The 11,897-nt window shown below is 62.6% G+C and carries 13 protein-coding genes; 9 read left to right on the top strand and 4 right to left on the bottom strand.

All coding sequences use genetic code 11. From position 1 onward, the window contains the following. Window positions 1–40: 40 nt before the first annotated feature. From ACIPHN_RS00480 to ACIPHN_RS00490, 3 genes are all read right to left on the bottom strand, one after another. A complete protein-coding gene (locus ACIPHN_RS00480) occupies window positions 41–322 on the bottom strand; it encodes a BrnA antitoxin family protein (RefSeq protein ID WP_400431180.1) in 282 nt (93 codons plus the stop codon). Beyond that, window positions 309–575, bottom strand: coding sequence for a BrnT family toxin (locus ACIPHN_RS00485; RefSeq protein ID WP_400431183.1), 267 nt, complete (start codon window positions 573–575; stop codon window positions 309–311). Before ACIPHN_RS00485 ends, ACIPHN_RS00480 begins: the two co-directional genes overlap by 14 nt. 174 nt (window positions 576–749) lie before the next feature. Next, complete coding sequence (locus ACIPHN_RS00490) at window positions 750–1,547, bottom strand: transporter substrate-binding domain-containing protein (protein WP_400431186.1); 798 nt, start codon at window positions 1,545–1,547, stop codon at window positions 750–752. 255 nt (window positions 1,548–1,802) lie between these two features. Between ACIPHN_RS00490 and ACIPHN_RS00495 the strand changes: the two genes are divergently transcribed. From ACIPHN_RS00495 to ACIPHN_RS00505, 3 genes are all read left to right on the top strand, one after another. Continuing rightward, window positions 1,803–2,735 carry an HDOD domain-containing protein gene (locus ACIPHN_RS00495; RefSeq protein WP_400433113.1) on the top strand — a complete coding sequence of 311 codons (933 nt, stop codon included), beginning with the start codon at window positions 1,803–1,805 and terminating at the stop codon, window positions 2,733–2,735. A 659-nt stretch (window positions 2,736–3,394) separates the two neighbouring features. Continuing rightward, a complete protein-coding gene (locus ACIPHN_RS00500) occupies window positions 3,395–4,012 on the top strand; it encodes a transporter (protein ID WP_400431189.1) in 618 nt (205 codons plus the stop codon). Between the two features lie 116 nt (window positions 4,013–4,128). After that, window positions 4,129–4,335: a hypothetical protein gene (locus tag ACIPHN_RS00505; protein ID WP_400431191.1), complete on the top strand. Its 207-nt coding sequence runs from the start codon at window positions 4,129–4,131 to the stop codon at window positions 4,333–4,335. Between the two features lie 84 nt (window positions 4,336–4,419). On the opposite strand, the gene ACIPHN_RS00510 is transcribed toward ACIPHN_RS00505, so the two are convergent. Next, complete coding sequence (locus ACIPHN_RS00510) at window positions 4,420–5,172, bottom strand: SDR family NAD(P)-dependent oxidoreductase (RefSeq protein WP_400431194.1); 753 nt, start codon at window positions 5,170–5,172, stop codon at window positions 4,420–4,422. Between the two features lie 189 nt (window positions 5,173–5,361). On the opposite strand from ACIPHN_RS00510, the gene ACIPHN_RS00515 reads away from it, so the two are divergent. The 6 genes from ACIPHN_RS00515 to ACIPHN_RS00540 all read left to right on the top strand — a co-directional run bounded on the left by ACIPHN_RS00515 (window position 5,362) and on the right by ACIPHN_RS00540 (window position 11,895). Then, the gene (locus ACIPHN_RS00515; RefSeq protein ID WP_400431196.1) at window positions 5,362–6,828 is read left to right on the top strand and encodes an aldehyde dehydrogenase family protein; all 1,467 of its coding nucleotides are present in this window, start codon (window positions 5,362–5,364) and stop codon (window positions 6,826–6,828) included. Between the two features lie 3 nt (window positions 6,829–6,831). After that, window positions 6,832–8,364: a xylulokinase gene (gene xylB, locus ACIPHN_RS00520; RefSeq protein WP_400431199.1), complete on the top strand. Its 1,533-nt coding sequence runs from the start codon at window positions 6,832–6,834 to the stop codon at window positions 8,362–8,364. Beyond that, on the top strand, window positions 8,361–9,071 hold the full coding sequence (locus ACIPHN_RS00525; protein WP_400431202.1) for an HAD hydrolase-like protein: 711 nt from the start codon (window positions 8,361–8,363) through the stop codon (window positions 9,069–9,071). The genes xylB and ACIPHN_RS00525 overlap by 4 nt, the downstream gene beginning before the upstream one ends. Next, complete coding sequence (locus ACIPHN_RS00530; RefSeq protein ID WP_400431205.1) at window positions 9,064–9,903, top strand: MurR/RpiR family transcriptional regulator; 840 nt, start codon at window positions 9,064–9,066, stop codon at window positions 9,901–9,903. The genes ACIPHN_RS00525 and ACIPHN_RS00530 overlap by 8 nt, the downstream gene beginning before the upstream one ends. A gap of 46 nt (window positions 9,904–9,949) precedes the next feature. Continuing rightward, window positions 9,950–10,663, top strand: a complete 714-nt coding sequence (gene rpiA / locus ACIPHN_RS00535) for a ribose-5-phosphate isomerase RpiA (RefSeq protein ID WP_400431208.1) — start codon at window positions 9,950–9,952, stop codon at window positions 10,661–10,663. 152 nt (window positions 10,664–10,815) lie between these two features. Next, window positions 10,816–11,895, top strand: coding sequence for a sugar ABC transporter substrate-binding protein (locus tag ACIPHN_RS00540; RefSeq protein WP_400431211.1), 1,080 nt, complete (start codon window positions 10,816–10,818; stop codon window positions 11,893–11,895). The last annotated feature ends 2 nt before the right edge of the window (window positions 11,896–11,897 follow it).

The raw sequence follows: 11,897 nt of genomic DNA on the forward strand, positions 1-11,897 counted from the left end.
AGGAAACGGCAGTGCAGCGGGGACGCTCCTCGTAGAGAGGTTACTGGTGCTCCGCCAGCCACTCCCGTAGTGCGCCGTTCATTCGGCTTTGCCAACCGTCTCCACCACGCCTGAAGGCGTCGACGATGTCCTGGTCGAAGCGCATCGTGACTTGTACCTTGGAGCCACTCCCCGCAGGACGCCCACGGCCGCGAGACGGCTTCAACGCGGCCAGTTGCGCCTGGCTCAGTGGTTGAGCATCCGGATCGGACAGGGCAGCGGCTGTAATGGCGGCATCTTCCCTGGCATCTGGCAAAATCGTTCCCTCTTTAAGCTTCGGCATAACGCTCTATCTCCCTTTTGTTTGCCTTGCGCAGGCTGATGATGCGCCGGACCGCATCACGATCAACATACACCACGACATAGAGTCGCAATCCAATATAGGCAATGACGTATTCCCTTGGTTCGCCATAGTCAAACCGGTCATCGGCGGCTACCAGTGCCGTGTCCCATTCAATGTCCCTGGCCTGGGTGAGCGAAACGCCATGTTTATCCATGTTGGCGGCGTTTTTTCGGGGATCGAATGAAATCAGCATTCGATTTATTGTAGCTATAAATAATCGTCTGGCAAGAATTATTTGTAGCTACAAATAAAAATGGAGATTCCGGTGAGAGAACGTGAAAAAAAACGACCCACATTGCTGTGGGTCGTTTGCATATTGTCAGGCCATGACGCTAGGTTTGCGTACGTCCGGCGATGCAATCACTGATCACTGATAGGTCGTCGCCATCTTGGCCGGCAGCGGCACGTTGAGCCACTTCTTGACGATGGTATTGAGCTCACCGCTCTTCTTGGCGGCGGTAATGGCGTCGTTGACCTTGGCCAGCAGGGCGGCTTCGTTCTTGTTCAGGCCTACGCTGCAGCTCGATTCGTGGATGATGTACTTCAACACCGGCTTGTTGTTGGGGGCTTTCTCGGCCAGTGCATAGGCCACGAAGTCACCAGTACCCACCAGTTGCACCTGGCCCGAGACGTAGGCCGAGATCATGGCGTTGTTGTCTTCGTAGCGCTTGATGGTGGCGCTCTTGGGCGCGGTATCGGTCAGCTGCAGGTCCTGGAAGGTGCCACGCGCCACGCCGACCGTCTTGCCGGCCAGATCGGCCGGGCCGCCGACCTTGACGCTTTCCACGCCAAAGACGCTGTTGTTGTAGGGCGCATAGGCTTGCGAGAAGTCGATCACCTTTTCACGCTCGGCGTTCTTGCCCAGGGTGGAAATGACCAGGTCGGCCTTGTGCGTCTGCAGATAGGCGATGCGGTTGGCGCTGGCCACCGGCACCAGTTGTACCTTCACTCCCATCTTCTGGGCGATCAGCTTGGCCACGTCGATATCCAGGCCCTGCAGTTGCAGGTCGGTATTGACCGAACCAAAGGGCGCGAAATCCTGGGGCACGCCAATACGCACCACGCCGGCTTTCTGGATATCGGCCAGGGCATCGGCATGGGCCAGGCCGGCGCTCGCCGACATCAGGCCGAACGTCAGGGCCAGGATGGTCTTGATGGGCTTCATTGCTGTGGTTCTCCTTCTTTATGGTTGTGGTCGCTCTGCGCGGCCGATGATACGCCTTATTTGTTTCTTCTTCATCAAGGCAGGGCCGCCCGGCAGCGGTGTCGGATACCATGAGAACCAGAATGGCGACGCCCTGACTAAAGTTTGCATTGCGGCGACGCAAAAGATGGTTGAATTCGGTATCCTAGTGAGCACTTCAGCAATGTAAATTGGCATAGCGCCAATCCAAAGGGTTAAAAAATAATACGCATGACCATGTCTACCTACATCGATCCCCAGACCTTCAGTGAATTGCGAGACTCCGAAGTCTTGCCGGCCCCGTCGGGCGTGCGCCTCAAGATCATGCAGATGTGCCAGCAGGAAGACCTCGCCTTGCCGGAACTGGTGGCGCAGGTGCAGGGGGATCCGGTGCTGGCCGGGCGTCTTATCCAGATCGCCAATATTCCCAACATCAACAAGGGACGCATGATCGCCTCGGTCAGCGTCGAGCTGTTGTTGATGGTCGGTCTGCATGCCGTGCGCCAGATGGCGCTGGCCATTTCGCTGACCGAGTCGGCCCGCCGTGGCGATTGCAAGGAATTCGACTACGACGCTTTCTGGGCGCGTGCCACCGCCATGGCCTGTGCCGGTCAGGCGCTGGGCGACCTGCTACAGGTGGCGCCGCCGGCCGAGATGTTCACCATCGGCTTGCTGGCGGGTATCGGCCAACTGGGCCTGGCCTCCGCGCGCCCGCGTCGCTACGGCGAGATCCTGCTGGGCGGTGCGCAGGGGCAGGCCTTGCGCGATGAAGAGCGAGAGGTGTTCGGTTTTGATCACCTCTCCCTGGCCGCCGCCATGATGCAGGACTGGCATTTCCCCAGGCTGTTCTGCGAAGCAGTCTTACACCATTGCGACCCCGAAGCCAGTGGTCTGGACGAGGATGATCGCCAGCAACGCCTGATCCGCCTGCTGGAGATGGCCGGTTGCGTCGCCGATGTGTGTATTGCCGACGATGCCCGGCGTGCCTCGCTCTTGCCACGCCTGCTGGCGCTGGGCGAACGTTTCGAGCTGCCGTTGTCGAGCCTGGAGTACGTCTGCGGTCGCGTTTCCTGGGACTGGAGCGACTGGGGTGCCTTGCTCAAGATTCCCACCCGCGTGTTGCGCGAAATCGGTCCGGAGCTGGCGGCCGCCGCCGAGCAGGCTGCCTGACGGGGCGATGAGGAGCGAGAGGGGGCGTCGGTTTCTGTCAGCAAATATCGAATTTTTTGTTGCAGATTTGTCAGAAAGCGATGCTACTATCCCCCTCGCTCTGGAAACGAAGCCCATTTCTTGATCCTCAGGCAACAATAGATCGTCATCCCGACGGGATCACGGGCTCAGGCATACGCCTGGGGTGGAAGGGAAGGCCTGCAGGCAGCCTTTCGCCACGATCGTCTCCAGTCCGCGCGCAAGGTTCAATGAGCCCAGCCAACCTGATGTTTCTTCCGTAATAGCCACGGCACTTACCGCAGCCACCGACGAGGACACACATTCACCCAACAGGCTTCGCTTCGCTCTTTCTGTCCGGAACGCATCGCCCGCTTGTTGGATCATGTGTCCTGACATAGTAGCGGCGCATCTTTCTTCGGCTTGTTCCGATGACATCTCTGTGACATTTATCCAAGGCATGCTTGTCCATGTGGAGGAGAACTTGCGCGAGCAGGATTTGCGCCGCATCCATTGCACCAAGAATAAGGGGATTGCATTTGACAAAGAAAATTCTTGGCCTTACCGGGCTTTTGCTGGCGATCAGCCAGCCGGCCTTTGCCGCACATCCGCTGCTGACCGATGATGCAGGTGTGCAAGGCGCAGGCGGGATACAGCTGGAAATGAACACCGACTGGAGTCGTCAGAATGGCGATGCGGGTCATGTGGGGGCCTTTACCTTTACCTATGGCGTGACGGACACGCTGGACTTGTTCCTGAACCTGCCCCAGACCTTCCAGGCCACGACCGGCACGGGCAGCGGGGATGTTTCCCTGGGGGCCAAGTGGCGCTACTACGACGAGGATGGCCTGTCGCTGGCGCTCAAGCCGGAGCTCTTCATGCCCAGCGGTGACACCGACAAGGGCCTGGGCAATGGCCGCAGCAGCACCGGCCTTACCGGCATCGCCTCCTATGAAATCGGTTCCTGGACGCTGCATGGCAACCTCGGCCTGAACTACAACCGCTTCCAGCTCGACAGCGACCAGCAATCCCGGCGCAAGACCGTATGGCGCGCCTCGGCGGCGGTCTGGTATGGGCTCAATGAGCGGTGGCGCCTGGTGGCCGATACCGGCGTGGCCCAGAACCAGGACGCTGCCAGCCGGAAAATGCCGGCCTATGGCCTGGTGGGGGTGATCTGGTCGCCCAGCAAGACGGTCGATCTCGACGCAGGCGCCAAATTCGGCCTGAACAAGGCCGAGGTGACCCGCCAGTTCGGCGTGGGTGTGACCTTGCACTTCTGAGGTGTCGCAGTTGGCGGGAGGGAGGACTGTGCAGTGCAACATGCAATGCGCTGGAAAGGCCCGCCAAATCTGCTATCGTTGACCTTGGCGCAAGGCCACGACATAGGAGATGACATATGGATCTGGTGGAAAAATTCGATGCCAAGGGCAAGACCGGTACCCCTTACCACGTAGAGGTGTACCAGACGCAACAGGACGAGGCCGACAAGGCGGTGCAGGCGTTCAGCCGCAGCTACAAGCTGGCCGATGGCCGTGCCCTCGATCCCTTGTCCAATGAGAAATTCCGGATCGTGCAGACAGGTGAGAAGATCTACCGGGTCTGATCCCGGGCCAAGGTCCTGACAGCAAGCCGATGAAGCCGGCGCCGCAAGGCGACCGGCTTTTTTCATGGCGATCCGCCGCCGGCCTCAGATGCAGGTGTAGCCGCCGTCGGCCTGGATGACGGCACCGGTGATGAGACTGGACGCATCCGAGGCCAGGAAGTGGGCGATGGCGGCAATTTCTTCCGGCCGGCCCATGCGTGCCTGCGGGGTCAGGTCCATCCAGCGGGCAATGAGTGCCTGCTCCTTTTCCAGTTCCTGCAGCAGTGGTGTGGCGATATAGGTCGGCGCGATCGCATTGACGCGCACGCCGCGCTGCGCCCATTCCACTGCCAGTGAGCGTGTCAGGTGATGGACCGCTGCCTTGGACGCGTTGTAGTGGCACTGCGGCTGCGGCACGTTGACGATCAAGCCCGACATCGAACCGATGTTGATGATGCTGCCCTTGCCGCGTTCCAGCATGCGGCGGCCAAACGCCCGGCAGGTCTTGAAGACGCCGCCCAGGTTGACGGCCAGCACGCGCTCCCATTCCTCATCTTCCATCTCCTCGGCCGGCGTATTGCTGACGATGCCGGCATTGCAGACCAGGATATCCAGCGCCGGCAAGGAGCCCGCCAAGCCATTCAGGCTGGCGCTGTCGGTCACGTCCACCCGGAAGGCCTTGCCGGGCGTGGCCAGGCTGTGGGCCGTGCTCTTGGCGCGGTCGAGGTCGAGATCGGTGCATAGCACCGAAGCGCCATGGTCGGCCAGCGCGCGTGCGCACGCCGCGCCTATGCCTTGTCCTGCGCCAGTGACCAGGGCCAGGCGGCCATTGAGGTCTGGGTGTCGGGGTGAATTCATCTGGAAGCTCTCCTCTTGGTGGTAATCAATAATATAGTTTGACTACATCTATTCTCGCCCTGGTTTTACTTTTCGGGTAATTATGGCGACTTAAGTGTGCATTTGTCGATAAATTGGGATGTGCGAGTGATTGCGCATTCTTGTTTTATCTAGTTATGCTATATTCATCACGGGCAAAGGAGAGGGCTCATGCAAGATCTGTTGGCGCGTTTTACCGGCAAGCTGTTTGTGCGAGGGGGTCTGATCGACGGCGGCGGTCCTCGCTTGCCGGTGCGAAATCCAGCCCGCGGCGAGGTGATCGGCGAGATCGCCACGGCATTGCCGGCCGAGATCGATGCCGCCGTGGCCGATGCCGATGCGGTGTTCCGGTCCTGGTCGAGGGCGCCGGCCCGCGTGCGCGCCGAAGCACTGCATGCTCTGGGGCGGCTGATTCGCGATGACGCCCGATCCATGGCGCAGGTGATGACGATGGAGCAGGGCAAGCCCCTGAACGAAGCCCGTGGAGAGATCCTGAAACTGGCCGAGGCCTGCCATTTCTATGCCGAGGAGGCCGTCCGGGTCCATGGCGAGATCATCCCCAATGACCAGCCGGGCTACCAGAGCCTGGTGGTGCGCGAAGCCATCGGCGTGGTCGCTGCCATCACGCCGTGGAACTACCCTGCCGAGCTGGTCGGCTGGAAACTCTGCGCGGCACTGGCGGCAGGTTGCCCCATCATCATCAAGCCCTCCGAATCGACTCCCTTTACCGCTCTCTACATTGCCGAAAAGACGCAGCAGGCCGGTATTCCTGCCGGCGTGGTCACGGTCCTGACCGGCGACGGCCCCACGGTCGGACAGGCGCTGGTCAATCATCCGGCCATTCCCAAGATCGCCTTCACCGGATCGAGCCAGACCGGTTTGCGCATCCAGCAGTCCTGCCCGGCGATCAAGCGACTATCGCTGGAGCTGGGCGGCAACTGTGCGCTGCTGGTGACGCGCCATGCCGAACTTGGCGCAGCGGTGCAGGGCGCGGTACGGCGATCGTTTCGCAACATGGGGCAGATCTGTATCGCCATCAACCGCATCTATGTGGAGCGCACCCTCTATCCGGCCTTCCTGGAACAGTTCGCCCAGGCCACGCGCGCGCTGGTGATCGGCGATGGCCTGCAGCATCCGGACGCCGATGTCGGGGCCATGGCGCTGGCGGCGCCCCTGCAAAAGACCCGTGCACACCTGGAAGATGCCCTGCGCAAGGGCGCCCACCTGGTCGCGGGCGGTGCGGCACCGGCGGGCGCCGGGTTCGAACGCGGTCACTTCTTCCAGCCCACCATCGTGGCGGATTGCACCCCCGACATGCTGGTCATGAAGGAGGAAACCTTCGGTCCGCTGGTCGGTGTGGCCGCCTTCGATACGCTCGACGAGGCCATTGCCCGGGTCAACGATTCCCCTTACGGACTGGCTGCCTACGCCTATACCCAGGACCTGAAGGAGATCCACCGTCTGGCTGCCGAACTGGACGTGGGCAACGTCGCCATCAACCATGTCGACGCCGGCATCATGAATGCGCCCTATGGCGGTCGCAAGCAAAGCGGCATCGGCGTCGAGCACGGCCGCGAGGGCTTGCTCGAATACTTCCAGTTCAAGCATGTGCGCCTGCGTCACGGCGTGGAGGGGTGAACCATGAGCATTTCCTGCCTGCTGGGCATAGACCTGGGTACCTCAGCCTGCAAGGCCTTGCTCCTGAGCACCGATGGCCGCATCGTCGCCACGGCCAGCAGTGCCTATGAGGTCGTGCAGCCCCGGCCCCGCTGGGTCGAGCAGGATCCGGCGCTGTGGATTGCCGCCGTCCGGCAGGCCGTGGCCCAGGCCATGCAGGCGGCTGGCCCGGTGGAGGTGCTGTGCATTGGCCTGTCGGGCCAGATGCATGGCCTGACCGCGCTGGATGGACAGGGGCAGCCCTTGCGCCCGGCCATCCTCTGGAACGACCAGCGCAACGAAGTCGAGGCGGCCGAGATCACGGCCACCGCAGGCGGGCTGGAGGCCTTGTTGCGCATCACCGGCAATCGCATGCTGGTCGGCTATACCGGCGGCAAGCTGCTGTGGATGAAAAAGCATGAGCCGCATCTGTATGCACGCCTGCGCCACGTACTCAATCCCAAGGACTATCTGCGCCATGTGCTCACCGGCGTGTTTGCCACCGAGGTTTCCGATGCCTCGGGTACGGGCTTGTTCGATGTGCGGCGCAGGGAGTGGGCGAGGGCGCTGATCGAAGCGCTTGGTCTGTCGCCGGCGCATTTCCCGGATTGCAATGAATCCCGGCAAGTCAGTGGCCGCCTGCACGCGGCAGGCGCGGCCCTGCTTGGCCTTCCGCAAGGTCTGCCGGTGATCGGCGGTGGCGGCGACAGCGTCATCCAGTCGTTGGGCGCAGGTGTGGTGGCGCCGGGTGTACTGCAGACCACCGTCGGCACGGCCGGCATCCTGGCGGCAGCGCTGGCGCAGCCGCTTGATTGCCCGGATGGGCGGATCCAGGTGTTCTGCAATGTCGATCCGCGGCGCTGGCATGCCATGGGGGTCTCCCTCAATGCCGGCGGCGCACTGGCCTGGTTCCGGCAGCGGATGAACGAGGCCGTGGGCAACGAGGTGCAAACCTTCGAGAGCCTCGTGGCGGCTGCGCAGCGCAGTGTTCCGGGCGCGCGCGGCTTGCTGTTCCTGCCTTACCTGAATGGTGAACGTTGCCCGCATCCCGATCCCGCCGCCCGTGCGGCCTTCATCGGCCTGACGGCACGGCATGATTTCGCCGATCTCTGTCGCAGCGTGCTGGAAGGCGTGGTGCATTCCCTGTGCGACATGCAGGCACTGATGGCGGCCATGGGCGTGCGCGCCAGCCTGGTCAGCACCTCCGGTGGCGGTGCGCGCTCGGCATGCTGGCGCCAGATCCAGGCCGACATGCTGGGCTGCGATGTCGTGACCCGGCAAGGCGCAGCGGAAGGTGCGGCCCTGGGCGCAGCCCTGCTGGCGGGCGTGGGCATGGGTGTCTGGTCCGATATCGATGTTGCGGCCGCACTGCTGCAGGAATTGAGTCGCGAGCGTCCCATCCCTGCCCACCAGGCGTGCTATGCGCAAGCCCGGGAAATCCATCAGGGGCTCTATCCACTGCTGGCCGGCAGCTTTGCCCGACTCGGTGAACTGGCCGAGCAAGGAGCGGCAGCATGAAGGCAGACGTCATGCCGCACTATGCGGCCTTCATTTTCGACCTGGATGGCACCCTGATCGACAGCGCGCCCGATATCGCAGCGGCAGTCAACGCCTACCTGCGCCAGCAGGGCCATGGCGAACTGGATACTGCCTATGTGGAGCGCTTCATCGGCAACGGGCCACGGCGGCTGATCGCCGACATCCTGGCCGACCAGGGCATCGCCATCGACGAGGCCGGCCTGTCGCACGCCGTCGAGCAGTACATCGGCCATTACCGGCGCAACCCTGCCAGCCACACGCGCTTCTTCCCGCATGTGCGGGAGGACCTGGCGGCACTGCATGACAGTGGCTTCCGGCTGGGCATCTGTACCAACAAGCCGCATGCACTGACCCGCCAGATCCTCGATCTGCTTGGACTCTCGCCATTGGTCGAGGCGGTCCTGGGCGCCGATGCCGTGCCGGCCTGCAAGCCCGACCCCGGGCATTTGCTGGCAGTGGCGGCCAGGATGGCGCTGGCCCCTGGCGACTGGGCCTACATCGGTGATACCGAGGTGGACCGGGCCACGGCAGCAGGTGCCGATGCCCCGTTCTTCGTGGTGCCCTGGGGCGGCGGTGGCGAGGTCGAGGTGCCGCCGCGGCAGCGTTTGCATCGCCTCAGTGACCTGCTGTCTTATAGAATCGCGCCTTTGGCCACGAGCCCTTCGACAAAGGACAGTCATGAGTAACAGCCTGCTGCAGCAGATCGTGCGCGAGCAAGACGAGATGAAAGCGGCCGAGCTGCGTATCGCGCATTTCGTCAGCGCGGCGCCGGGCGAGGTCATCCACATGAGCATGGCCACGCTGGCCGAGCGTTGCGCGGTGAGCGACCCGACCATCGTGCGCTTTTGCCGCCGCTTCGGTTTCAATGGCTACCAGGATTTCAAGCTCAGCCTGGCGCAGAGCCTGGTCCCCGCTGCCCCCTTCGTCTACGAGCAGATCACCAAGGCCGACGACATCGGGGCGATCGTCAGGAAGACCTGCCACAACTCGCTCAGCGCCATCCAGCGCGCCCTGGACGACCTGGTGCCGCAGCAGATCGAAGAGGGGGCGGCGCTGCTGCAATCGGCCACCTGGATCGGCATCTATGCCAGTGGCATTTCCGAGATCACCGCGCTGGACGCCGAACACAAGTTCCAGCGCCTGGGCCTGCGTTGCTCGGCCGTGATGGAAGAAAAGAAGCAATGGATGCACGCCGAGAAATCGCGCCCCAACGAAGTGGCGCTGATCTTCTCGCAATCCGGGCATACCCGGCGCATGGTGGAACTGGCCATCGCCGCCCGTGCCGGTGGTGCACGCGTGGTGTCGGTGACAGCGGCTGACAGCCCGCTGGCCCATGTCACCGATGCCCTCATTGCCGTCACGCCTTACGACCAGACCGAATTGATGACCCCGCTGGCCTCGCGCCTGAACCACCACCTGGTGGTCAACATGCTGGTCACGGCCATTGCAGTGGCCAGCAACAGCGAGTTCCCCGACCAGTTGCCGGCGCTCGACTCCTGGATGACCGACAAGATCTAGCCAGGACGGGCGCGGTGCCGATGTGTGTTTTTCGAAGGAGACCGACATGCAGTTGAACCAGAATGAAGCCAAGAAACTGGCCGGCCGCCGCGCCATCGAGGAATTCGTGCGGGATGGCATGCGCCTGGGCCTGGGCTCGGGCACGACGTCGCACTTCTTCGTGCGCGAGCTGGCCCGGTCCATCGCCGATGGCCTGCGCGTGACCTGTACCGCCACGTCGCGCTCGACCATCGACGTGGCCCGCGAGGTCGGCATTCCCATCATGGATCCCAATGAGATCGGCCCGCTTGACCTGACCATCGATGGCCCCGATGAAATCGATCGCGGCTTCCAGATGATCAAGGGCGGTGGCGCCTGCCTGCTGTGGGAAAAGATCATCGCCCATGCCTCCAGCCGCATGATCACCATCTGCGACGAGAGCAAGATCGTCGAACGCCTTGGCGCCTTCCCGCTGCCGGTGGAGGTGGTGCAATTCGCCTGGAAGCAGACCGAACGCATGGTGGCGGCCCTGCTGGAGAGCCATGGCATCACCGCCGAGATCAGCCGGCGCAACCGGGATGGGCGTGCGCTGGTCACCGACAGCGGCAACTTCATCCTGGATTGCCGCTGCCAGGCCATTACCGACGCGCCGCGCCTGGAAGTCGAACTCAATCGCATCCCCGGCGTGGTCGAGAACGGCCTGTTCACGCGTGAAGCCGCCGGCATGGTGGTGGGCTGCTTCGATGGCACATCCCGCGTCTTGTTGCGTGCGCAGGTCTAGTAAAACTCCGCAGCTTGTTGCGGGCAATTATTTTGTTTTCTTTTTCCCCGAAGATCCGTTGGCGATGCAGGTGGAAGCGAGGTAATGAGTAGCGGCGTGGCCGCACCTGCATCTTTTTTATAGCAAAACTATATCAATTACTGGAGGTAGGCATGAGTCAGCATCACAAGTCAGGACGTCGCCAGGTCGTATTGGGTGGTCTCGCGCTGGGCGCGATGGCGGCCACCCGTTGGGCCGGGGCACAGGAAAAACTGCTGATCCCGTTCAGCAACAAGAGTCTCGATTACTACTTCTTCGTGATCGAGGAGGCCGCCGTCAAGCGCGCCGTCGAAGCCAGCAAGGGTAGCTTCCAGGCCACCAATGCCAGCTTCGACAACACCCGCCAGCTGGAGCAATGGCAATCGCTGATGCTCTCGCGTCCAGCCGCACTGGTATCGGATCCGATCGACAGCCAGGCCATCGTCAGCGCGCTGCGCCGCTACAACCAGCAGAAGATCCCGGTGGCCATCATCGATACGCCGGCCGAGAGCGGCAACGTCGCCATCACCGTCAGCTTCGATAACTACCTGGGCGGGGTCATGGCCGCCAGGGAGATCATCAATCGCCTGGTCAAGAAGCATGGCAGCGCCAGGGGCAAGGTGCTCAACTGCTATGGCGCGCTGGCCAGCGTGGCCTGGCGCCAGCGCAAGGAGGGCATGGATGCCGAGTTCGCCAAGCACCCCGGCATCACCTACATCAGCCGTCCCACCGAGGGCAAGCTGGACCAGATGCTGGCGGTGACCCTGGCAACCCTGTCCGAACATCCCGACCTGGATGCCGTACACGCACCCAGCGATTCGCCAGCGCGCGGCATTGCCACCGCCCTGCAGCAGAAGAACCGCTGGAAGAAGGTCGACGAGAAGGACCACGTCATCTTCGTCACCATCGATGGCGAGCCGGTGGCGCTGCGCTGGATCCAGGACGGCTACATGGATGCCTGCGTCTCGCAGGATCCGATCGCCTATGGCGAGGTGGCCGTGGAGATGCTGCTCAAGTACGCCATCCCCGGCAAGGACGTCCCCATCGGTCCCTACGAGAACAAGAAGTACTTCTGGGAGAAGGGCCAGATCGTCAAGGGCAAGACCGGGCCGACGCTGATCATCCCGCCGTTCGTCATCGACCGGACCAATGCCGCCGACCAGCGCCATTGGGGCTACGTGGCCGAGAAGGTCTGGGGCATTGCCTACACCTGAGC

It is taken from the genome of Herbaspirillum sp. NPDC087042, assembly GCF_044745245.1.
In the GTDB taxonomy this organism is placed as follows: Bacteria; Pseudomonadota; Gammaproteobacteria; order Burkholderiales; family Burkholderiaceae_D; genus Herbaspirillum.

Bases quoted from the DNA above. Each gene is read 5' to 3' on its own strand.
- ACIPHN_RS00480 (WP_400431180.1), bottom strand. From the start codon at position 322: ATGCCGAAGCTTAAAGAGGGAACGATTTTGCCAGATGCCAGGGAAGAT.
- ACIPHN_RS00485 (WP_400431183.1), bottom strand. From the start codon at position 575: ATGCTGATTTCATTCGATCCCCGAAAAAACGCCGCCAACATGGATAAA.
- ACIPHN_RS00490 (WP_400431186.1), bottom strand. From the start codon at position 1,547: ATGAAGCCCATCAAGACCATCCTGGCCCTGACGTTCGGCCTGATGTCG.
- ACIPHN_RS00495 (WP_400433113.1), top strand. From the start codon at position 1,803: ATGTCTACCTACATCGATCCCCAGACCTTCAGTGAATTGCGAGACTCC.
- ACIPHN_RS00500 (WP_400431189.1), top strand. From the start codon at position 3,395: ATGAACACCGACTGGAGTCGTCAGAATGGCGATGCGGGTCATGTGGGG.
- ACIPHN_RS00505 (WP_400431191.1), top strand. From the start codon at position 4,129: ATGGATCTGGTGGAAAAATTCGATGCCAAGGGCAAGACCGGTACCCCT.
- ACIPHN_RS00510 (WP_400431194.1), bottom strand. From the start codon at position 5,172: ATGAATTCACCCCGACACCCAGACCTCAATGGCCGCCTGGCCCTGGTC.
- ACIPHN_RS00515 (WP_400431196.1), top strand. From the start codon at position 5,362: ATGCAAGATCTGTTGGCGCGTTTTACCGGCAAGCTGTTTGTGCGAGGG.
- xylB (WP_400431199.1), top strand. From the start codon at position 6,832: ATGAGCATTTCCTGCCTGCTGGGCATAGACCTGGGTACCTCAGCCTGC.
- ACIPHN_RS00525 (WP_400431202.1), top strand. From the start codon at position 8,361: ATGAAGGCAGACGTCATGCCGCACTATGCGGCCTTCATTTTCGACCTG.
- ACIPHN_RS00530 (WP_400431205.1), top strand. From the start codon at position 9,064: ATGAGTAACAGCCTGCTGCAGCAGATCGTGCGCGAGCAAGACGAGATG.
- rpiA (WP_400431208.1), top strand. From the start codon at position 9,950: ATGCAGTTGAACCAGAATGAAGCCAAGAAACTGGCCGGCCGCCGCGCC.
- ACIPHN_RS00540 (WP_400431211.1), top strand. From the start codon at position 10,816: ATGAGTCAGCATCACAAGTCAGGACGTCGCCAGGTCGTATTGGGTGGT.